Source organism: Streptomyces shenzhenensis (assembly GCF_003688995.1).
GTDB lineage: Bacteria > Actinomycetota > Actinomycetes > Streptomycetales > Streptomycetaceae > Streptomyces > Streptomyces shenzhenensis_A.
In genome coordinates this window covers 80,164-99,822 of sequence record NZ_PENI01000021.1, presented here as the reverse complement: position 1 = coordinate 99,822, position 19,659 = coordinate 80,164, and the positions used below count along the sequence as shown (strand labels likewise).

Sequence of the window (19,659 nt, the reverse complement as noted above, 5' to 3'; positions counted from 1 at the left end):
GAAAGGACTGCTGGACCTCTTCCCGCCCGCGGTGTTTCAATCGGCGCATGATGCTGGAAGAACTCCGGACCCTGCTGGAGCGCCATGCCCGAGCTGACGGGACAACCGCCATCGAGCACGTTCTGGTCGGCCGCGAGGAGTCGCAGGCACCTCATGCGTCCATGACCGGAACGGTCATGGCACTGATCGCCCAGGGCGCCAAACGTCTCGCTCTGGGCGATTACGTGTACGAGTACCGTGCCGGGCAGTATCTGGTCGCGTCGGTCGACCTGCCTGTCACCGGCCACTTCACCAAGGCCACCGCCGAGCGGCCGGCGCTGGGGTTCGGCCTGCGCCTGCTCGATCAGCCGTCCGCCAGATCGGTCTCGCCGACAGCGAACTCTCCCATGTCGCAAAAGCCGTGCAGTGGATCAGGGAGAATTACCGAGAGCCGTTCCGGGTGGACGACGTGGCGGAGCTGATCGGGATGAGCACTTCGGCCTTCTACCGGAATTTCCAGGGGTTCGCATACTTCGGATACCGCGTCGGATACGACAGTCCGTCCCAGTTCAGCCGGGAATACCGACGCCTTTTCGGCGCGCCACCGAGTCAGGACGCGATGCTGCTTTCGGCACGCACGGCCGGCGAAAGGGAGTGACCGGCCGGAACACGCGGCCTGCGGGCGGAATACACCAGAGCGGGCGGCAGGTTACGGTACACCGTCCTGCTGGCGGCCACTTCTTCGAACAGCTGCCGTACCTGCGCGAGCCGGTGACGGCTCGGAGGCGCCCAGCGGGCGAAGGCGTAGGTGAATTGCGTATACACGCCGCTCTCGGACAGCAGCGAGGCGATCTTGGGTACCAGGGTACGGCCGTGCGGGCCGGCGAACGCCGACCAGGGCAGGCTGCTCACCACCACGTCCGCTGTGTGCACACCCCGGTCAGCGAGGACGCCGGGGAGGTCCCAGGCGGAGGCGGTGACTATCTCGGCGCGAGGAAACCGCTGAACCAGATGCGTGGCGAGCCGCTCGACCAGGCGAGCCGAACTCGGGACCAGGGACGCCGTCCTGAGCGGAAACCGTAGACCGATCCTCGCTCTGCCTTGCGCGATCCTTCTGCGCGCTCCGGCTTCCGCGGCAGTTGGGAAGCCACCGGACGGTAGCGGTTCACCATGTGGGCGTCGCTTGACACTGCGGATTTTCTGATCGCATCCTGAGCCCCACACACCCGGCCGTCTCTGGAGCACCATGTCCGCCTGCGCCCAGGCATCCGCGTACCGCGCGTCGCGCGACGGTGGAGCCTGCCCGGGGTGTCCGACGGGGTATGCCGCCGGGGGACAGGCGGCCGTGGCCGGCCGGTCCGTCGCACCGCGACCCCTCCGCGTGGTGCAGTGCGTCCAGCCGCACTCGGTGACCGGTTCCCGATGTCCTGTGTGAGGGCCCACCGCCTCAACGGATGAGGCGAACCTTCGACATGTCCTGAGCTCGCGCCCTCCTCGGACGCGACGTCTCCTTGCCTCCTCGTGCCATGTGCTGCGCGCGTGTTCGACGTGCGCGGCGTCCTGCCGAGCGGGCTCATCTTCCGCTCCGTGCCGCACCTTCGCGCGCCGTGGCGTACACATCGATTCCAAGGACATCTCCACATGCACATCCACGCCCGGCGCCGCCGCACGGCCGCCGCCGTTCTCGCTCTCGCCGTGCTGACGACGGGAGCGGCGGCCTGCGACTCCTCCGCCACCAAGTCCAGCGGCGCCGAAGGCTCCGGCGGCACCTTGGTGTTCGCCCGCACCAGCCGCGGTGTCACCGACCTGAACCCGACGGCCGACGAACTCGCCACCAACAACGCGTACACGCTCGACAAGATCTTCGAGCCCTTGGTGGAGCTGCAGAAGAACGGCGACATCAAGCCACTGCTCGCGAAGTCCTACAAGGTCGCCGACGACGGCCGCAGCTGGACGTTCACCCTCAGGGACGGCGTCACGTTCTCGGACGGCTCGGCCCTGGACTCCGCTGACGTCGTCTACACCCTCGAGCGGCACCTCGAACACGGCGGCGCGCTGCCGCTGTCCGCGCCGATCACCGCCGTCACCGCGTCCGACGCGCGGACCGTCGTCGTCAGACTGTCCCGGCCCTACGCCCCGCTGCTCGCGGACCTGGCGACCTTCGCCAACGTCATCCTGCCCAAGGACCTCGACGGCCGCACCGAGAAGGAGTTCTTCAACAACCCCGTGGGCACCGGGCCGTTCACCCTGAGTTCCTGGGACCGGACCACCGGGGAGATCACCCTGGCCGCCAACAAGACCTACTGGCAGGGCGAACCGGCCGTCGACAAGGTCGAGTTCACGGTCGTCGACGACGACAACCAGCTGCTCCAGCAGCTCCAGGCCGGCCAGGTCGACGTGATCGACTCGGTGCCCGCCGCCAACGTCGCGCAGCTGCGCGCCAACCCCGACGTCAAGGTCACCGTGTCCGACTCCTGGCAGCAGGGCCTGCTGGCGTTCAACACCGCCGACGGCGCCTTCAAGGACGTACATCTGCGCCGCGCGGTCGCCGCGGCGCTCGACCGCAAGGCGATCGCGAAGGCGACGACGTACGACACCGCGGCCCCCGCCACGACGTTCCTGCCGTCGAGCATCCGATTCTCCGCCCAGGACACCAAGATCCTCGGCTACGACCCGGCGACGGCGCGCGCCGAACTGGCGAAGTCGCAGCACTCCGGCGGCCTGTCGACCACGCTGATCGTGGAGAACTCCGCCACGAGCCAGACCCAGCAGGCCCAGGTCGTCCAGGCGGCACTGGCGAAGATCGGCGTCAAGGTGAAGATCGAGACGCTCGACTCGACGACGTTCTGGACCCGCTTCGGCAAGCGGGACTACGACCTGGCGGTCACCTGGGCCATCAGTGACACCGGCGATCCGAGCAACCTCGTCAACTGGCAACTGCTGCCCGACGCGGCGGATTCCTACCACACCGGCTACCACAACAGCGAGGTGACCAAGCTCGCCGCCCAGGGTGTGGCCGCCACCGACGACACGAAGCGGGCCGAGATCTACGCACAGATCCAGCAGATCGCCGCCGACGACGTGCCGACGGTGCCGCTGACCTACATCCCGACCATCACCGCGACGCGCTCCGACGTCCACGGTCTGGTCGTCCTGCCGAACGGCACCACCCGCCTGCGGGACGTGACCAGGAAATGAAGGCATCCGTCACGCCGCTCGCACGCCGAGCGGCCCACGCCCTCCTGCGAGCGGGCGGCGTGGCGGCCGGCGTCGTCGTCATCGCGTTCCTCCTCGTCCGTCTGATCCCCGGCGACGCGGCGACCGCCCTGCTGGGCAGCCGTGCCACACCGACGGCGGTCGCCCAACTGCGCGAGCGGCTCGGACTCAACGAGTCGCTGCCCGCACAGTTCTGGCACTTTCTGACCCGGTTGGTCACCCACGGAGACACCGGCGCCTCGCTCGTGAACGGTGTCCCGACCCGAGAGTTGATCCTCGCCCGGCTCGAACCGACGCTCTGGCTCGTCGCGTTCGCCACGGTGTTCGCGGTCGCCCTGTCGGTGCCCCTGGCACTGTGGGCGGCGACGCACCGCGACGGCCTCGCCGACCACGTCGTACGGATCCTCACCACGGCCGGGATCGCGATGCCCGCGTTCTGGACGGGGCTGCTGCTGATCCTGCTGTTCTCGGTGCGCCTGGGCTGGTTCCCGGTCGGCGGCGTCCGGGACGGCTACCCGACGAGCATCGTGCTGCCCGCCCTCACCGCGGCCGTCGCGATCGTCCCCGTCCTGGTGCGCAGCCTGCGCGCCGAACTGGTCGAGGTCCTGCGGGCGGACTTCGTCGCCACCCTGCGCGCCGCCGGACTGCCGGAACGGCGGATCCTGGCGCGCCACGTGCTGCGCAACGCGGCGCTGCCCGCGCTCGTGCTCGTCGGCACGAACATCTCCTATCTGCTCGGAGGCGCGCTGATCGTGGAGAAGGTGTTCGCCCTGCCCGGCCTCGGCGACCTCATGTTCGACGCCATCGGCAGCCGTGACCTGCCGGTCATCCAGGGCGTGGTGATCTACACGGCACTGGCCGTGGTCCTGGTCACCCTGGTGACCGACCACCTTGCCACCGTCCTCGACCCCCGGCTGAGGAGGGCCGCATGACCGTCGCCCCGGCCGCCGTCGCCGCGAACGTGCCCCAGAGACGGCGCGCACTCGCCCACCCGTCACTGATCGCGGGCGCCGTCGTCTTCGGCGCCGTCCTGCTCGCGGCCCTGCTCGCACCGCTGATCGTGACACACGACCCGGCCGCCCAGAACCTGGGGGCGGCCCTGCTGCCGCCCTCCGGGGAGCACCTGCTCGGCACCGACTACCTCGGCCGCGACGTGTTCTCCCGTCTGGTGTACGCGGCCCGTACCGACCTGCGGATCGGCGCGGTCACCGTGATCGTCCCGTTCGTCGCGGGCACCCTGCTCGGCAGCGTCGCGGGCTATGCCGGGGGCCGTGTGGACCGGCTGCTGGGCTATCTCGTCGACACGGTACTGGCCTTCCCCTTCTACGTCCTGATCCTCGCGATCGTCGCCATGGTGGGCACCGGGGAACGCGGCATCTACGTCGCCTACGCGCTGGTGGGCTGGGTGGCGTACGCGCGTGTGACACGTACCGCGACTGCTGTCGCCGTGGAACGGCCGTGGGTGCACGCGGCACGGGAGAGCGGCCTCTCGCACCGCCGGGTCCTGCTCCGGCACGTGCTGCCGAACACCCTGCCCCAGGCGGTCGTGTTCCTGTTCACCGACGTGGTGTTCGTGATCGCGGCCGTCGTCACGCTGTCCTACCTCGGACTCGGCATCCAGCCGCCCACCGCCGACTGGGGCTCGATGATCGCCGACGGCCGGCCCTTCCTCACCACCAAGTGGTGGCTGGCCACCGCGCCCGGACTGGCCGTCGTCGTCACCGGAGTCGGCCTGTCGCTGCTCGCGGACGGCCTGACCGACCTGTGGGGTGAGCGATGAGCACGGGACTGCGGGTCGACGGCCTGCGCGTCACGGTCCGCTCCGGGGCAGCCGAACGCACCGTCGTCGACGATGTGTCGTTCGCGGTCGAGGCCGGCGGGGCGCTGGGCATCGTCGGCGAGTCCGGTTCCGGCAAGAGCATGACGCTGCGTGCCGTGATCGGCCTGCTGCCCGAGCGGGCGCGGGTGACGGCCGGGACCGCGACGGCGTTCGGCGCGACGCGCACCCTGGGGCCGCGCGGCCTGCGGGACGCGGGGCCCGGGCACGTCGGCATGGTCTTCCAGGACCCGCTCAGCGCTCTCGACCCGCTCACCCGGGTCGGTGCCCAGGTGCGCGAGGTGTGCCGGGTGGCCGGCGACGGCCGGCGCTCCGCCAGGGAACGCGCCACCGCGCTCCTGGAACAGGTGGGACTGCCCGACCCGGACGACCTCGCACGCCGTTACCCGCACGAACTCTCCGGCGGACAGCGCCAACGGGTGGTGATCGCGCTGGCCCTCGCCGCCCGGCCACGGATCCTGCTGTGCGACGAGCCCACCACGGCGCTCGACGTCACCGTGCAGGCCACCATCCTGCGGCTGCTCGCCGACCTGCGCCGCGAACTCGGCCTGACGGTCGTCCTGGTCAGCCACGACCTCGCGGTCGTCACCTCGCTCTGCGCATCCCTGACCGTGCTGCGCCACGGCCGGGTCACCGAGGCCGGAACGGTCACCGACCTGCTGACGGCGCCCCGCCACCCGTACACGCGCGAGCTGAGCGACGCCGCCCGCGCCCTCGAACTGGAGGCACCATGACGGCCCCCACCGCCAGCCTCACGGTGTCCGGCCTCACCGTGTCCTACGGCAAGGCGGCCGTGCTGCACGGCGTCGACCTGGACGTACCGGCGGGGACCGTCGCCGGGATCGTCGGCGAGTCCGGCTCCGGCAAGACCACCCTGGCCCGCTGCCTGACCGGCCAGGTCACCGCCACCGGAGGCACCGTCACGCTCGGCGGACAACACCTGGGCCCCCGCCGCAGCGTGGCCCAGCGCCGGGCGCTCCAGATGATCTACCAGGACCCCTACTCCTCGCTGAACCCCCGGCTGACCGTCGGGCAGACACTTCAGGAACTGCTGGCCGTCCATCGGCTGGTGCCCCGCGAGACCCGGCGGGCGCGCGCGACCGAACTGCTCGACCTGGTGGGGCTGCCGGCCGAGGCGCTGCGGTCCCGACCGCGCCAGTTCTCCGGCGGCCAGCGCCAGCGCATCGCCATCGCCCGCGCGCTCGCCGTCGAACCCCGCGTCCTCGTCGCGGACGAGCCGACCTCCGCGCTCGACGTCGCCGTACGCGCCACCATCCTCGACCTGTTCGCGCGGCTGCGCGACACCCTGGGCGTGAGCATCGTGCTCATCTCCCACGACCTGTCGGTGGTCGCCCATCTGTGCGACACGGTCACCGTGCTGCGCGACGGGCGGGTCGTGGAGCACGGCAGTGCCACGGACGTCCTGCGCCACCCCCGGCAGGAGTACACCCGGTCCCTGATCGCCGCCGTGCCCCGGCTTCCGCACCCCGGCCCGCAGGAGGCGAGTGCATGACACGTGTCCTCCTGCTGGCCCCGGTCGGCACCGACATGCATTTGGCCGCCGAGGAACACTCCGCGCGCCGGGCCGTCCGCCCGGACACCCGCATCGAGGTCCGTCACCTGGCCGGGCTGCCCGAGACCGTCTACGTCCCGCCCGAGGAACTGTTCGTGCCGGTCCTCGTCCGGGCGGCCGTGGCGGCGGAACGCGCCGGCTACGACGCGGTCGGCATCTCCTGCTGCTCCGACCCCGGCCTCGACGAGGTGCGCGCCGCGGTGTCGATCCCCGTGACCGCCCCGTTCGAAGCGGCCCGCGCCCTGCTGCCCGCGCTGGCACCCCTGTGCGTGCTCTACGTGGATGTCCCGCCCGGAGCCGGCGAGAGCGACCTGGCCGGGGCCGACTGGGTGCCCGAACTCGCCGCCCGGTACGGCATGACGCACCTGATCACCGAGCCGCAGCCGGTGCCCGTGCCACGACCCGCCGTGGAACGCACCGATGGACGGCACACCGCACGCGACGTGGGGGAGGCGCTGATCGCCGCCCAGCGGTACGGCCTCGAACGGCACGGGCCCGCCGTCGCGCGCCGCGCCGAGGCCGCGGGAGCCCGCGGCATCCTGCCCGCCTGCACGTACTGGACCGGCACCACGGACGCCCTCACCGCCGTCACCCGCCTGCCCGTGCTCGACCCGGTCGAACTGCTGGCCCGGCACGCCGAATCTCTGGCCCTGGCCGCGCGCGTCCACACGGGATGAGCCGGACGAGCAGCACCGCGCCCCCGGGCCCCAACACCACCCATGAGACGAATGGAGCACCACCATGAGCGGGACCGCCTTCCCACCCGACCGCTACCGTCGCATCACCGACGGACTGGGGCGGCTCGCCGGCGGCGCCGGCCCCTCCGTGCTGATCCAGGCGGAGGCCGTCGTCGCCCTGGAAGCGCTGGCCCACGGGATCGGACTGGCCGGACGGCCCGTGCTCAGCATCGAGTCGAGCCGTTACGGGCGGCTGTCGACCGACTGGCTGCGCGCAGCCGGCGCCCAGGTCACCGCGCTCGAACTGCCCGACGGCGAGGCCGCCGACCCGCAACGCGTCGACGACCTGCTGCGTGCCGAACCGGACACCGCGGCGGTGGTGTTCACCCAGGCCGAGGTGCTGACCGGCGTCGCCCACCCGGTCGACGACATCGTGGAGGCCGCCCACCGCCACGACGCCGCCGTCGCCGTGGACGCTGTCGCGGCCGTCGGCGGCCTGGCCGCGCCACGGAATGCCGACGCCGTCGTCATCGGACCGCAGAAGGCACTCGACGGACCCTCAGGACTCTCCGTCGCGACCCTGTCCGAGCGCGGCTGGGCGCTGCTCGGCCGGCAGGACGAGACGTTCGCGTCCGTGCTCTCCCTGCCCTACCTGCGCCACAGCGCCCGGGACCAAGGAGTGCCCGGCACCCCGTCGGTGCCCGAACTGGAGGCGGCCGAACGGGCCCTCGCCGCCGTCGAGGCCGAGGGCATCGAGGCGCGGATCACCCGCCACCACGCCGCGCGTGCCGCGATCCGCGAGGGGCTGCGAGCCATGGGCCTGACCCCCTGGGTCGCGGCCGAGCAGCACGCCAACACGCTGGCCACCACGGTGGAGGTGCCGGCCGACGCGGACGCGCGCGAACTGGCCGGGCACGCCGTCGCCTCCGGCGGCCACTGGGTGTACGGAGGCAGCACCAAGCGCGGTGCGTACCTACAGGTCAGCCACTACGGACGGCGCGCCACCCTGGCCCACGTGCTCGGCGAACTGGCCGCGCTCGCCCGCGCCGCCGGCCACTTTGCCGACGTCGGAGACGCGGCCGAGGCGGCGTCCGAGGCATGGCACACGGCCGTCCTCTGACGTCTGCGACGCCCACCGATCCTGCACCACGAGGCCGTCCACTCCACGCCCCGTCCACCACCGGAAGGAACCCACCCATGCCCTACCGCCTCGCCGCCGACGTCGGCGGCACCTTCACCGACATCGTCCGCCTGGACGAGGCGACCGGCGCCTGCCTGGCCACCAAGGTGCCCACCACCCCCGACGACATCGCGGCCGGCGTGGTGCGCGGCTTCGACGAGATCGTCGACGGCGACTACTCGGACGTCACCGGCATCGTCTACGGCACCACCGCCGGACTGAACGCACTCATCCAGCGCACCGGCGCCAGGACCGCCCTCGTCACCACGCGCGGATTCCGCGACGTCTACGAGATCGGGCGCGGCAACCACCCCGACATGTACGACAACCAGTACCGCAAGCCCGAACCGCTGCTCCGCCGCCGCGACGTGCTCGAGGCGACCGAGCGCGTCGACCGGCACGGGAGGGTCGTCACCCCGGTCGACCACGGCGAACTACGCGCGCTCGCCCAGCGGTTGACCGACGGCGGCTACGAGTCGGTGGCCGTCGCCTTCCTGCACTCCTACGTCAACCCCGCCAACGAACGGGCCGCGGCCGAGATCCTGCGCACGGCCCTGCCCAGCACGGTCCCCGTGACCCTCTCCAACGACATCGCCCCGGAACTCGGCGAGTACGAGCGCGTCAGCACGACCGTCCTGAACGCCTATGTCACCCCCGTCATCCGTCGTTACGTGACGCGGCTGCGGCACCTGCTCACCGAGCGGGGCTTCACCGGGCACGCCTTCGTCATGCAGTCCAACGGCGGCGTGCTCACCGAACAGGTCGCGGCCGCCCAGCCGGTGCGCATCATCATGTCCGGACCGGTCGGCGGCGTCATAGGCGCCGGCGCGATCGGAGCGGGCCTGGGAACCGGGCACGTCCTGGCCGTCGACATGGGCGGGACCAGCTTCGACGTCAGCCTGATCGTCGACGGCGCCCCGCAGATCGCACTGGAGTCGCACCTCGAAGGCTTCCCCGTGCTGGCCCCCTCCGTGCAGACCCTCAGCATCGGGGCCGGCGGAGGCAGCATCGCGTGGACGGAGGCGGACAGCATGCGCCTGGGACCGCGCAGCAGCGGTGCCCGGCCCGGCCCGGTCTGCTACGGACTCGGCGGACGCGAGCCCACCACCACTGACGCCAACGTCGTCCTCGGCCGGATCGCGACCGAGGACTTCCTCGGCGGGCGCATGCCCCTCTCCCCGGACCTCGCCGGCCGGGCGCTCGACGACTACGGCGCCCGCCTCGGGCTGAGCGCAGCCGAGGCCGCCGAGGGCATCCTCACCGTCGCCAACAGCGCCATGGCCGACGCCATCCGGCAAATCACACTGCAACGTGGCCTGGACGCACGGGACTTCACGCTGCTCGCCTACGGCGGCGCCGGCCCGCTGCACGCCGTGGCCCTGGCCGAAGAGCTGGAGATCGGCCGGGTGGTGGTACCGCCGCGGCCCGGGGCGTTCTCGGCCTGGGGCATGCTCCACGCCCCGCTGCGCCACGACGGGGCGGTCTCCGTGCTCCGTCCGCTCGACGCGCTCACCGCGGAGGACCTGGACGACACGTTCGCCGCGATACGCGCCGGTCTCGATCCCGGCATCGTCGCCACCCTCGAGGCCGACGGCTCGGTACGGGAACAGCGCTCGCTCGACCTGCGCTACCGCGGCCAGAAGTACAGCGTGAACCTCCCGCTGGACGGGCTCGCCGGAACCGGCTCCATCCGCGCCGCGTTCGACGCGCGCTACCGGGTGCTGTTCGGCTTCGCCTCCCCCGACACACCGGTGGAAGTGGTCAACGCCCGGCTCGCGCTCGTCGTGAAGCAGGCGTATGCCGGGCCGCACGGTGTGCCCCAGCCGGCCGGCCCGGCCCGGCCACGGCACAGCATCCAGGGCCGGTACGACGGCCTGCGCCACGTGACCGCCGTCGTCGACCGCGACGACCTCGCCGCCGACGAGCAGGTCCCCGGTCCCGCCGTGCTGACCGAACTCACCGCCACCACCGTCGTACCGCCCGGCTGGCGGGCCGCCGTGGAGGCGGACGGCTCCCTGAGCATCACCCGCCTTCCGGACACCGACACCGCCCGCTGAGCCCGCCCAGAGAGAGGAACCGCACCATGACCGCCCCCGTCAGCCCCGTTGTCGTCGAGGTCGTCCGCAACGCGTTCAACTCCGCGGCGGAGGAGATGAGTGTCTCCCTCTTCCGCGGCGCCCACACACCGGTGATCTACGAGGCGAAGGACTGTGCCGTCGGCCTGTACGACGCCGACGCGCGGCTGCTCGGCCAGGCACCCGGACTGCCCATCTTCCTCGGCAACATCCAGGCCTGCATCCAGCACGTCACCGCCAAGATCGGCCTCGACGGCTACGCCGACGGCGACGTGTTCGTGCTGAACGACGCCTACATCCAGGGCTCGCACCTGACCGACATCACCGTGCTCGCGCCGATTTTCGTGGACGGCGCCCTCGTGGCCTTCGCCGCCACCCGGGCCGACGGCGGACACCTGGGCGGCAAGGACCTCGGTGTGTCGACGGGCACCCGGCACATCTACGAAGAAGGGCTGCGTATTCCGCCGGTCCGGCTGGTGAAAGCGGGTGTCCCGGACGAGGAGATCTTCGACCTTCTCTCCCTGAACAGCTTCTTCCACTCCGCCCGCCGCGGCGACCTCGAGGCCCAGATCGCCGCCTGCTACAAGGGCGCCGAGCGCATCCGGGCGATCTACCGCAAGTTCGGCCGCCCGGTGGTCGAGGCCGCCACGGCCGACATCTTCCGCCAGTCCGAGGAGCTCGACCGCCGCGCGGTCGCGGCCATCCCCGACGGCACCTACACTGCCTCCGGCCTCATCGACGACGACGGTGTCTCGGGCACGCCTGTGCGTGTGCAGGCCACGGTCCGGGTCGCCGGGGACGAGATCACCGTCGACCTCACCGGTTCGAGCCCGGCCACCCCTGGTCCCGTCAACTCCGGCCGGGTTCAGGCGATTTCCGCCTGCCGGGTCGCCTTCAAGGAGCTGATCAACCCCGAGGCCCCGGTCACCGGCGGGAACTTCCGCAATCTGTCGGTCGTGATCCCCGAGGGCAGCGTCTTCGACGCGCACGAGCCGTCGCCCGTCCAGTGGTACTACACGCCGCTGGGCCTGCTCATCGACCTCGTCCAGCAGGCGCTCGCCCCCGTGCTGCCCGAACGGGTCGCCGCCGCGCACTTCGGTGACTCGATGATCGTGTCCTTCGTCGGCACGGCCCGCGACGGCGCCGGGGCCGAGGACTTCGTCCTGATCGACGCCGAGACCGGCGGCTGGGGCGCCTTCCACGACGGCGACGGCCAGGACGCGATGATCAACGTCATCAACGGCGACTTCAAGAACCTGCCCATCGAGTTCGTCGAGAACAAGTTCCCCATCACCGTGGAGTCCTACGGCCTTCGGCAGGACTCCGAGGGCGCGGGCCGGTTCCGCGGGGGACTGGGCGTGCACAAGACGTTCCGCGTCGAACAGGAGGGCACCGCGCTGTCCCTGTGGCTCGATCGCTCCGTCACCCCCGCGTGGGGACTGTTCGGCGGCCACGAGGCCACCGGCCCGGTCGCGATCGTCGCCCCCGGCACACCGGACGAACGCCGGCTGAACAAGATCACGGACCTGCGCCTGCCCGCCGGCCGGAGCGTCCAGATCCTGACCGGCGGCGGAGGCGGCTACGGCGACCCCCACGACCGGGACCGCGAGCACGTGGCCCGCGACGTCACCGACGGATACATCTCGGCACGCCGGGCCGAGGAGGTGTACGGCCTCGACGCGAGTCAGGCCGTCACGACGACGGACTGATCGCCCGGCGCGCGGGCTTCCCCGGCTGCGCCGTGGCCGGGGTCCCTGTGGAAGGCACCGCCCTTCATGATTCCGACGATCCTCTCGCGGTGCCGCAGGACGGTGATGCCCATGAGCGGGTCGCCGTCGACGAGGATGAGATCGGCGTAGTAGCCGGGCGTCTCCATCGGGGTGTAGCCCGGGAGTTCGACGAAGTGCTGCAGGTCGCGTGCGTACGTGCCGTGCGGGGTCCAGGCGAAACCGTAGTCGCCGCCGGTCAGGACGCGGATGCCGCGTCGCCCCCGACGGCGCACTCGAGCTCGCGCCGGTAGCCGAAGGCCGCGGCGTCGTTGAGTGTGGCCACCGCGGACATGCCGCCCTCGCGGACGGTGTGGGCGCGTGTGCGCGTGGCCTCCCTGGCCTGCGGGTCCTGGGCGCGGGCCGGACCCAGCAGCACGAGCTCTGTGACCCGGCCGGGATGGGCGGCGGCGAAACCGGACAGGGCCACGGTGCCCATGGAGTGGGCGACGACGGCGGTCTCCTCGATCCCGCGCCGAGCGAGTCGGCCCCTCCTCGATCATCGCGAAGCTCTCCGCCCCCGTTGACGTCACGGCCGCCGGAGCCCCCGATCGCGGCATCCGAAAGCTCGGCGAATGAGTCGGTGACATTAGTGATGGGATCCAGTAGTGTCCGTTGTGGATCCAACCGGAGGGTGGCATGGGTGATCTCGGAGGCGCTGACGTGCTGATCGTCGGGGCAGGGCCCGTGGGTGCCGTCGTAGCCGATCGGCTCGTGCGAGCCCCGCACAGCGCCCCCGGTCCGCTGGTTCCGCCGGCATCGGCGCCGGCACGGACTGGATCGACGCCGACCACGTACACCGGCCCGATCCGGACACCGACTTCGACCAGACGCTGGGCGCGCTCACCGACCTGGTACGCACCGGCAAGATCCGCGCGATCGGCACATCGACCTTCCCCGCGTACGGCGATCGTCGAGGGGCAGTGGCCGGCCGAGCGACGCGGACGCGAGCGGGTGAGATGCGAGCAGCCGCCCTACTCGTTGCTCACCCGAGCAGCCGAGACCGAGGTGCTGCCGCTGTGTCGCTCCTATGGCATGGGCGTGCTGATCTGGAGTCCGCCGGCCGGCGGGTGGCTGTCCGGCCGGCACAGCGGCGGATCGGCGACGGACTCCAGCAGGGCCGGACGCTTCCCGGAGCGATGGAGCATCTGGAGAGCCGGCTCGGCGCGGCCGAGGTCTCGCTGAGCACCGATGTGCTCGATCGGATCGACGAGATCGTCCCTCCGGGAACAACCTTCAACCCGGCCGATGTCGACTACGACGCTCCGGGGCTGACCGACCTGGCCCTGCGGCGCCGCAGTCCCGGATCCTGAGCGAGCCACGAGAGAGGAATCCATGAGCACCCCGTCCTGGAACGTCCCCCGTCCGAGCGTGTTCGGCACCCGCCACGCCGTCTCCTCGGGGCACTACCTCGCCTCCTCGGCGGCGCACGCCATCCTCGAGGCCGGCGGCAATGCCATCGACGCGGGGTGCTGTGCCGGTATGGCGTTGGCGGTCCTCCACGCGGACGAAGTCAACTTCGCCGGCGTGGCCCCGATCATGATCCGACTGGCGGACGGCACCGCGATCAGCATCGACGGCCTGGGCGTCTGGCCCGCCGGCATTCCGGCCGATCTCTTCATGACCGACCACAACGGGACCATCCCGTCCGGACTGCTCCGCACGGTCGTGCCCGCTGCCCCCGACGCCTGGATCAGTGCCTTGCGGGACCACGGCACGATGACCTTCGGCGAGGTGGCCGAGGCCGCGATCCGACTGGCGCGTGACGGGTTCGCGGCGTTCCCGCTGCTGGTCGAGGGCATCACCGCGCGGCAGGCGGGCTATCGGAAGTGGCCGGCCAACGAGGCCATCTACCTGCCCGGAGGCCGCCCGCCCGCGGTGGGCGAGCGATTCGTCCAGACCGACCTCGCGCGCAGCATCCAGCTCATGGCCGACGCGGAGGCGCGCACCACCGGTAGCCGGGTCGATGGGCTGGAGGCCGCACGGGCGGTCTTCTACGAGGGCGAACTGGCCCGCGAGATGGTGCGCTACCACGAGGAGAACGGCGGCTATCTGACCGCCGAGGACCTGGCCGGCTTCCGCTGCCGTCACGAGCCCGTGATCACCACGAAGTGGCGTGATGTCGACATCCTCACCTGCGGCCCGTGGTGCCAGGGCCCAAGCCTCGCCCAGGCGCTCCAGATCCTGGAGGCCTACGGCATCGAGGGCCTCGCGCACAACTCTCCTGACTACATCCACATCGTCGTCGAGGCTCTGAAAGGTGTCTTCAGCGATCGCGAACACCTCTACGGCGACCCGGCCTTCGTCGACGTCGATGTGGAGCGGCTGGTGTCGGCGGCTCATGGCGCGGCGCGCGCGGCGCTGATCGATCCCGATCACGCCCACCCCGGCCTTCCCGACATCCTCTTCGGTGAGACACAGCCGCTTCCCGAGCCGAAGGACTACGACCAGTTGCCCGTGGTCGGTGAGGGGGCCACCTCGTACGTCTGCGTCGTGGACCGATGGGGTAACGCCTTCTCCGCCACGCCGTCGGACGGTGCGTCGTCGTCCCCTGTCATCCCCGGCACCGGCTTCGTGCCCTCGCTGCGAGGCATGCAGTCCCGACCGGACCCGCGTCACCCCTCAGGGGTGGCACCGGGGAAGCGGCCACGTCTCACTCCGAACCCGGCCATCGCGGTCCGCGCGGACGGATCGGTGCTGCCCTTCGGGTGCCCGGGCGGCGACATGCAGGTCCAGGCGATGCTTCAGGTCTTCCTCAACGCATTCCACTTCGGGATGCCGCTGCAGGAGGCGGTCAACGCGCCCCGCTTCTCCACCTGGAGCTTCCCGAACTCGTTCGCCCCTTTCGACTATCTGCCTTCCCGCCTCTTCCTCGAGGACCGCTTCGCGCCCGGGACGCTGGACGCCCTGCGAGCCAAGGGCCACGACGTCCGCTCCTGGCCGGCCTTCACCCGCGACGCGGCCGCGGTCGAGGCGATCTTCCGCGACAACCGGACCGGCTTTCTCGAGTCCGCGGCCGACCCCCGTCAGCCCGCCGCCGCCTATGTGTCGTGACCCGAAACCATCTGCACAGGAGGACACATGCGCCTGACCGCTCCCGACGATGTGCCGGATCGAGCCGCCACCGTCGTCATCGGACAGCTGCGGACGATGGACCCCGAGCGCCCGCACGCCGAGGCGATGGCGATCGTCGGGGACCGGATCATCGCTGTGGGCTCACGGGAGGAGGTGGCCGCGGCCTGCCCCGGAGAAGTCGCTGTGCTGGATCTCGCCGACACGACCGTCATGCCCGGCCTCATCGACACCCATCTGCACATGCAGCGCGGCGGGTTGAAGATCCTCCACGATCTCGGCGACGGCACCCATGACCTCGGTCTGGTCACGGCCACGATGAAGGAGAAGGGCTTCGAGGCCGGCTGGGGCGAGCAGCCCCCGACGCTGGAGGACCGCGCCGCGGCGATGCGCCTCGTCCAGCCACTCATGCACCAGCTCGGCTTCACCGGGATCATCGACCCGGCTGCCACCGAGGACGAGCTCAGCGGCTATCAGGAGTCGTGGCGCCGCGGCGAGATGACCATGCGTGTCGTCGCGATGCCGTACCCGGACGTCGGCGACCGGGACACACCTGAGGTCGACGCCGCCATCGAACGTCTCGAGGGCGTGGGCCTCTCGACAGGCTTCGGGGACGACCTTCTGCGCATCGGTGGCATCAAGGTGTACTTCGACGGCGAGGCGATGAAGGGAGAGGCGCTGCGCCGTACGCCGTGGCCGCACAACGGCTCGGTCGGCCACCAGCGCATCCGCACCGAGGAGTTCCAGAAGCTGGTCGACCACTGTGCCACCAGCGGCTGGTCGGTGGGCGTCCACGCCGTCGGGGGCGCCGGCATCGCAGGAGCCCTCGATGCCTTCGAGAAGGCCGACGCGAAGCAGTCGATCGCCGGGCGACAGTGGCAGATCATCCACGGCTATCTGGAGACGGAGCAGGAGTCGATGGAGAAGGCGGCCCGACTCGGTGTCGTCATCGCCGCTCAGCCGTCGATCCCGCTGCGCAATGCCGCGGGTCTGGTGGACCGGCTCGGTGACACGGCCCTGACCATGAACCCGCTGCGTTCCTGGCTGGACGCCGGTGTGGCCCTCGCGCTCGGCTCGGACGGGCCGTTCTTCCCGTTCGACCCGAGGGAGTTGATCTGGTCCGCGGTGACCCGCCGGGTGTGGGGCCGGGAGGAGCCGCTCGACCTCTCGGAGGCCATCACGATCGAGGAGGCTCTGCGGGCGTACACCTCCACCGCCGCGGTGGTCGCCTTCTCCGGGGACCGCCGCGGAATGCTCAGCCCGGGCAAGCTGGCCGACTGGGTGGCCTTCGATCGCGATCCGGTGACGCTCATGCCCGATGAGCTGCTGGATCTCCGGGTGCTCCGCACGGTGGTCGGCGGGCGCACCGTGCACGAGGTGACGCGATGAGCACCTCGGCCGACGAGCGGCTGCACTGGTGGAGCGCGCGCGACCTCGCAGCCGCGATCGCACGGAGGGACCTCTCGGCACGGGAGGTCATGCAGGCGCACCTGGACAGGATCGAGGAGGTCAACGGGCGTATCAACGCGGTCGTCTCGCAGCTGCCCGCCTCCTCGGCCCTCGCCCTCGCCGACGAGGCGGATGAGGCGGTCGCCCGTGGCGACGACCTCGGTCCGTTGCATGGTCTGCCCACGGCGGTCAAGGACCTGATGGACGTACGCGGCTTTCCCACCACCCACGGATCCGCGGCCCACCGCTCCGCCGAACCCGCCACCGCCGACTGCGTGCTGGCAGCACGGCTGCGCCGCTCGGGCGCCGTCATCATCGGCAAGACGAACACGCCCGAGCACGGCCTGGGTACGCTCACCTTCAACCCCGTGTTCGGGACCACGGTCACGCCCTGGGACGAGCAGCGCCACGCAGGCGGAAGCAGCGGGGGAGCGGCAGCGGCACTCGCAGCGGGGATGCTGCCGATCGCCGACGGGTCGGACTCGGGCGGGAGCCTCCGGTATCCCGCGGCCTTCTGCAACGTCGTCGGGCTGCGTCCGACTCCCGGCACGGTGCCCACCGGCCGGCGAGGGGACGGCTGGAGCCCGCACGGCGTGCTCGGTCCGATGGCGCGCAGCTCGTCCGACGCCGGCTTGCTGCTCTCCGCGATCAGCGGCATCGACAGCGGATGGCCGCAGTGCTGGGTCAAGGATCCAGCCGGCTTCGCCGGTCTTGACGAGGTCGATCTGCGCGGTGTGAGGCTGGCCTGGAGCAATGACGCCGGCGGTCTCGAGGTCGACCCCGAGGTGAGAGCCGTGCATGCCGCGGCGCGGACTGCTCTCGAAGCGGCCGGAGCCACGATCGTGGCTGCCGAGCCCGACTTCTCCCGGGCCGACGCGGCCTGGGAGGCGATCGAGATGTTCGAGTTCTATCTGGGCGGGCACGCGGCTGTGGACCTGGACCCGACCGGTTATCGCGAGGACTACCTGCGCAACGTCGAGCAAGGCCGCCGCACGACGGCCGCCGAGCTCGCCGAAGCGCTGAGCCTGCGCACCGAGCTCTTCCGCCGTACGGCCGGGCTTCTCGAGGAGCACGACGCGCTGGTGCTGCCTGCGGCCCCCGTGCCCCCTCCGGCCAAGGCGCTGGAGTGGGTCCCCGAGGTGGCCGGGGTCAGCTACGACCGGTACTTCCGCTGGCAGCGGATGGCCAACCGGATCACCGTCACGGAGCACCCGGCGCTGGTGACACCGGCCGGCTTCACCGCGGCCGGGCTGCCCGTCGGCCTCCAGGTGGTGGGCCGCTACCGCGGCGACCGTGCCCTGCTCGGCCTGGGAACCGCCATCGAGGCCGCGCTCGGTCACACCAAGAGGAGACCACGGCTGTGAGCACACCGGACACGAGCCCCGAATCGAGGGTGCGCGCCCTCGGCCTGGAGATCCCCGACTATGCCGATCCGCCGTACGGCGGGAGGTACGGAACGGTGAAGGCGTTCCATCGCACCGGTCGCCTGGTGATGCTCAGCGGCATCACCGCGGAGGACCGCCAGGGGAACGTCTTCAACCCGGGGCGCCTCGGTGACTCCCTGACCGTCGAGCAGGGGTACGCCGCTGCCCGTCAGGCGGCCGTCAACACGCTCGGGCTGATGCGGCTGGCGCTGGGGTCCTTGGACGAGGTCGGCGCGGTCGCCACCGTCCTCGGCTTCGTGGTGGCAACGCCGGAGTTCGAGGAGCACCATCTGGTCGGGCAGGCCGTCAACGACGTCTATGTCGACGTCTTCGGCAGGGACCGGGGAGTGTCGGGGCGGGCCTTCATCGGTGCGTCCAGCCTGGCCCGCCGCAATGCCGTCGAGCTCTGGGTGACGATCGAGGCCTTGAGCGACCCCGCTGAGTGAATCCGGGATTTACCTGTAGGAAACACCTTCACAACCGACACGGATCCAATAATCCATAGTATGGATACAATCTATCGTAGGGGGTGTCTATGTCCACATCGGGTGCCGCCGTGTCCGTGGCGACTCGAGCGCGGCGCCGCGGATCCAAGACCTTCGGCACTGCCGAGCGGCATTGGCTGCTGTGGCCGCCGTTGATCTTCTTCGCGCTGCTGCTGGTGGTGCCGCTCGTGGCCCTGTTCCAGCAGGCCCTGACGGGCCAGGGCAACACATTCTCCGAGGCCGTCCACATGGATGTGTTCGCGAAGGCGGTCGAGCGCACTCTGATCCTGGCCGCTGTGGTCACGGTTGTCACCGTGATCCTGGGCGCATGCTACGCCCTGGCCATCGCGGTGGGCCCGGTGTGGATCAAGGTCACGTTGATGGCGGGCCTGCTGATCTCTCTGTGGACCTCGGTCATGGTCCGCACGTTCGGATGGATGCTGATGGAGCTGCCGACAGGGGCGCTCTTCTGGGCGCTCGACAAGCTCCAGCTCCGCTCCGAGCCACTGAACCTCTACCAGACCACTCCGGGGATGTATCCGGCGATGGTCGCCGTGATGCTCCCCTTCGCCGTCCTGCCCGTGATGGCCGCGCTCTCCTCGCTGGACGGCGAGCAGGTCGACGCGGCCACCATCTTCGGGGCCGGGCCGCTGCTCGTGCTTCGGGCGGTGGTGCTGCCGGCGCTGCGGCCCGCCCTCGTCAGCGCGGGTGTGCTGGTCTTCGTGATGGCGCTGGGGTTCTATGTCACCCCCCTGCTGCTGGGCGGGCCGTCGAACATGACGCTCTCGGGTGTCATCAACGCCCAGCTCAACAACGCCAATCGCGCCGATGTCGGCGCGGCGATGAGCATCATCCTCATCGGCGGGACGGTCGTGATCTATCTGATCGCCGACCGCCTCTTCAAGGTGAGCGAGAGGTGGGGTTGA

19 protein-coding genes and 2 pseudogenes are annotated in these 19,659 nt (G+C 71.1%); 18 read left to right on the top strand and 3 right to left on the bottom strand.

All coding sequences use genetic code 11. The features are described from left to right. The first annotated feature begins 47 nt into the window (after positions 1-47). Positions 48-637, top strand: a pseudogene (locus CTZ28_RS28520) (AraC family transcriptional regulator). Here the strand turns inward: CTZ28_RS28520 and CTZ28_RS48715 are convergent. Further along, positions 589-891: a hypothetical protein gene (locus tag CTZ28_RS48715; RefSeq protein WP_259471845.1), complete on the bottom strand. Its 303-nt coding sequence runs from the start codon at positions 889-891 to the stop codon at positions 589-591. The pseudogene CTZ28_RS28520 and the gene CTZ28_RS48715 sit on opposite strands and share 49 nt — an antisense overlap. A 729-nt stretch (positions 892-1,620) precedes the next feature. Here CTZ28_RS48715 and CTZ28_RS28510 point away from each other — a divergent pair. From CTZ28_RS28510 to CTZ28_RS28470, 9 genes are all read left to right on the top strand, one after another. Next, positions 1,621-3,177 (top strand): ABC transporter substrate-binding protein, encoded by a 1,557-nt coding sequence (locus tag CTZ28_RS28510; protein ID WP_121892573.1) that lies wholly within the window; start codon positions 1,621-1,623, stop codon positions 3,175-3,177. Beyond that, positions 3,174-4,127: an ABC transporter permease gene (locus CTZ28_RS28505; protein ID WP_121892572.1), complete on the top strand. Its 954-nt coding sequence runs from the start codon at positions 3,174-3,176 to the stop codon at positions 4,125-4,127. The genes CTZ28_RS28510 and CTZ28_RS28505 overlap by 4 nt, the downstream gene beginning before the upstream one ends. After that, positions 4,124-4,975 carry an ABC transporter permease gene (locus CTZ28_RS28500; RefSeq protein ID WP_121892571.1) on the top strand — a complete coding sequence of 284 codons (852 nt, stop codon included), beginning with the start codon at positions 4,124-4,126 and terminating at the stop codon, positions 4,973-4,975. Before CTZ28_RS28505 ends, CTZ28_RS28500 begins: the two co-directional genes overlap by 4 nt. After that, a complete protein-coding gene (locus CTZ28_RS28495; RefSeq protein WP_121892570.1) occupies positions 4,972-5,766 on the top strand; it encodes an ABC transporter ATP-binding protein in 795 nt (264 codons plus the stop codon). Before CTZ28_RS28500 ends, CTZ28_RS28495 begins: the two co-directional genes overlap by 4 nt. Beyond that, on the top strand, positions 5,763-6,545 hold the full coding sequence (locus CTZ28_RS28490) for an ABC transporter ATP-binding protein (protein WP_121892569.1): 783 nt from the start codon (positions 5,763-5,765) through the stop codon (positions 6,543-6,545). Before CTZ28_RS28495 ends, CTZ28_RS28490 begins: the two co-directional genes overlap by 4 nt. Beyond that, positions 6,542-7,282, top strand: a complete 741-nt coding sequence (locus CTZ28_RS28485) for an aspartate/glutamate racemase family protein (RefSeq protein WP_121892568.1) — start codon at positions 6,542-6,544, stop codon at positions 7,280-7,282. The genes CTZ28_RS28490 and CTZ28_RS28485 overlap by 4 nt, the downstream gene beginning before the upstream one ends. Positions 7,283-7,346: 64 nt before the next feature. Then, a complete protein-coding gene (locus tag CTZ28_RS28480; RefSeq protein ID WP_121892567.1) occupies positions 7,347-8,402 on the top strand; it encodes an aminotransferase class V-fold PLP-dependent enzyme in 1,056 nt (351 codons plus the stop codon). 77 nt (positions 8,403-8,479) lie between these two features. Next, the gene (locus CTZ28_RS28475; RefSeq protein WP_183154637.1) at positions 8,480-10,519 is read left to right on the top strand and encodes a hydantoinase/oxoprolinase family protein; all 2,040 of its coding nucleotides are present in this window, start codon (positions 8,480-8,482) and stop codon (positions 10,517-10,519) included. Between the two features lie 26 nt (positions 10,520-10,545). Further along, a complete protein-coding gene (locus CTZ28_RS28470; protein ID WP_121892565.1) occupies positions 10,546-12,246 on the top strand; it encodes a hydantoinase B/oxoprolinase family protein in 1,701 nt (566 codons plus the stop codon). Here CTZ28_RS28470 and CTZ28_RS28465 read toward each other — a convergent pair. Beyond that, complete coding sequence (locus CTZ28_RS28465) at positions 12,222-12,539, bottom strand: hypothetical protein (protein WP_220795418.1); 318 nt, start codon at positions 12,537-12,539, stop codon at positions 12,222-12,224. The genes CTZ28_RS28470 and CTZ28_RS28465 overlap by 25 nt on opposite strands. After that, positions 12,503-12,742 carry a hypothetical protein gene (locus CTZ28_RS47780; RefSeq protein WP_220795417.1) on the bottom strand — a complete coding sequence of 80 codons (240 nt, stop codon included), beginning with the start codon at positions 12,740-12,742 and terminating at the stop codon, positions 12,503-12,505. Before CTZ28_RS47780 ends, CTZ28_RS28465 begins: the two co-directional genes overlap by 37 nt. A 319-nt stretch (positions 12,743-13,061) precedes the next feature. Between CTZ28_RS47780 and CTZ28_RS49995 the strand changes: the two are divergent. From CTZ28_RS49995 to CTZ28_RS28435, 8 genes and pseudogenes are all read left to right on the top strand, one after another. Next, positions 13,062-13,145 (top strand): annotated as a pseudogene (locus CTZ28_RS49995) (hypothetical protein); the annotation flags it as partial. After that, positions 13,111-13,488 carry an aldo/keto reductase gene (locus CTZ28_RS49680; RefSeq protein WP_472926673.1) on the top strand — a complete coding sequence of 126 codons (378 nt, stop codon included), beginning with the start codon at positions 13,111-13,113 and terminating at the stop codon, positions 13,486-13,488. The pseudogene CTZ28_RS49995 and the gene CTZ28_RS49680, both read left to right, overlap by 35 nt. Further along, positions 13,374-13,616, top strand: a complete 243-nt coding sequence (locus CTZ28_RS49675; protein WP_398656935.1) for a hypothetical protein — start codon at positions 13,374-13,376, stop codon at positions 13,614-13,616. Before CTZ28_RS49680 ends, CTZ28_RS49675 begins: the two co-directional genes overlap by 115 nt. 22 nt (positions 13,617-13,638) lie before the next feature. Next, positions 13,639-15,357, top strand: a complete 1,719-nt coding sequence (locus CTZ28_RS28455) for a gamma-glutamyltransferase family protein (RefSeq protein WP_121892564.1) — start codon at positions 13,639-13,641, stop codon at positions 15,355-15,357. A gap of 27 nt (positions 15,358-15,384) precedes the next feature. Then, positions 15,385-16,764: an amidohydrolase gene (locus CTZ28_RS28450; RefSeq protein ID WP_121892563.1), complete on the top strand. Its 1,380-nt coding sequence runs from the start codon at positions 15,385-15,387 to the stop codon at positions 16,762-16,764. Next, positions 16,761-18,188 (top strand): amidase family protein, encoded by a 1,428-nt coding sequence (locus CTZ28_RS28445; RefSeq protein WP_121892562.1) that lies wholly within the window; start codon positions 16,761-16,763, stop codon positions 18,186-18,188. Before CTZ28_RS28450 ends, CTZ28_RS28445 begins: the two co-directional genes overlap by 4 nt. Then, positions 18,185-18,694 carry a RidA family protein gene (locus CTZ28_RS28440; RefSeq protein ID WP_121892561.1) on the top strand — a complete coding sequence of 170 codons (510 nt, stop codon included), beginning with the start codon at positions 18,185-18,187 and terminating at the stop codon, positions 18,692-18,694. The genes CTZ28_RS28445 and CTZ28_RS28440 overlap by 4 nt, the downstream gene beginning before the upstream one ends. Before the next feature lie 116 nt (positions 18,695-18,810). Next, a complete protein-coding gene (locus CTZ28_RS28435) occupies positions 18,811-19,659 on the top strand; it encodes an ABC transporter permease (RefSeq protein ID WP_183154636.1) in 849 nt (282 codons plus the stop codon).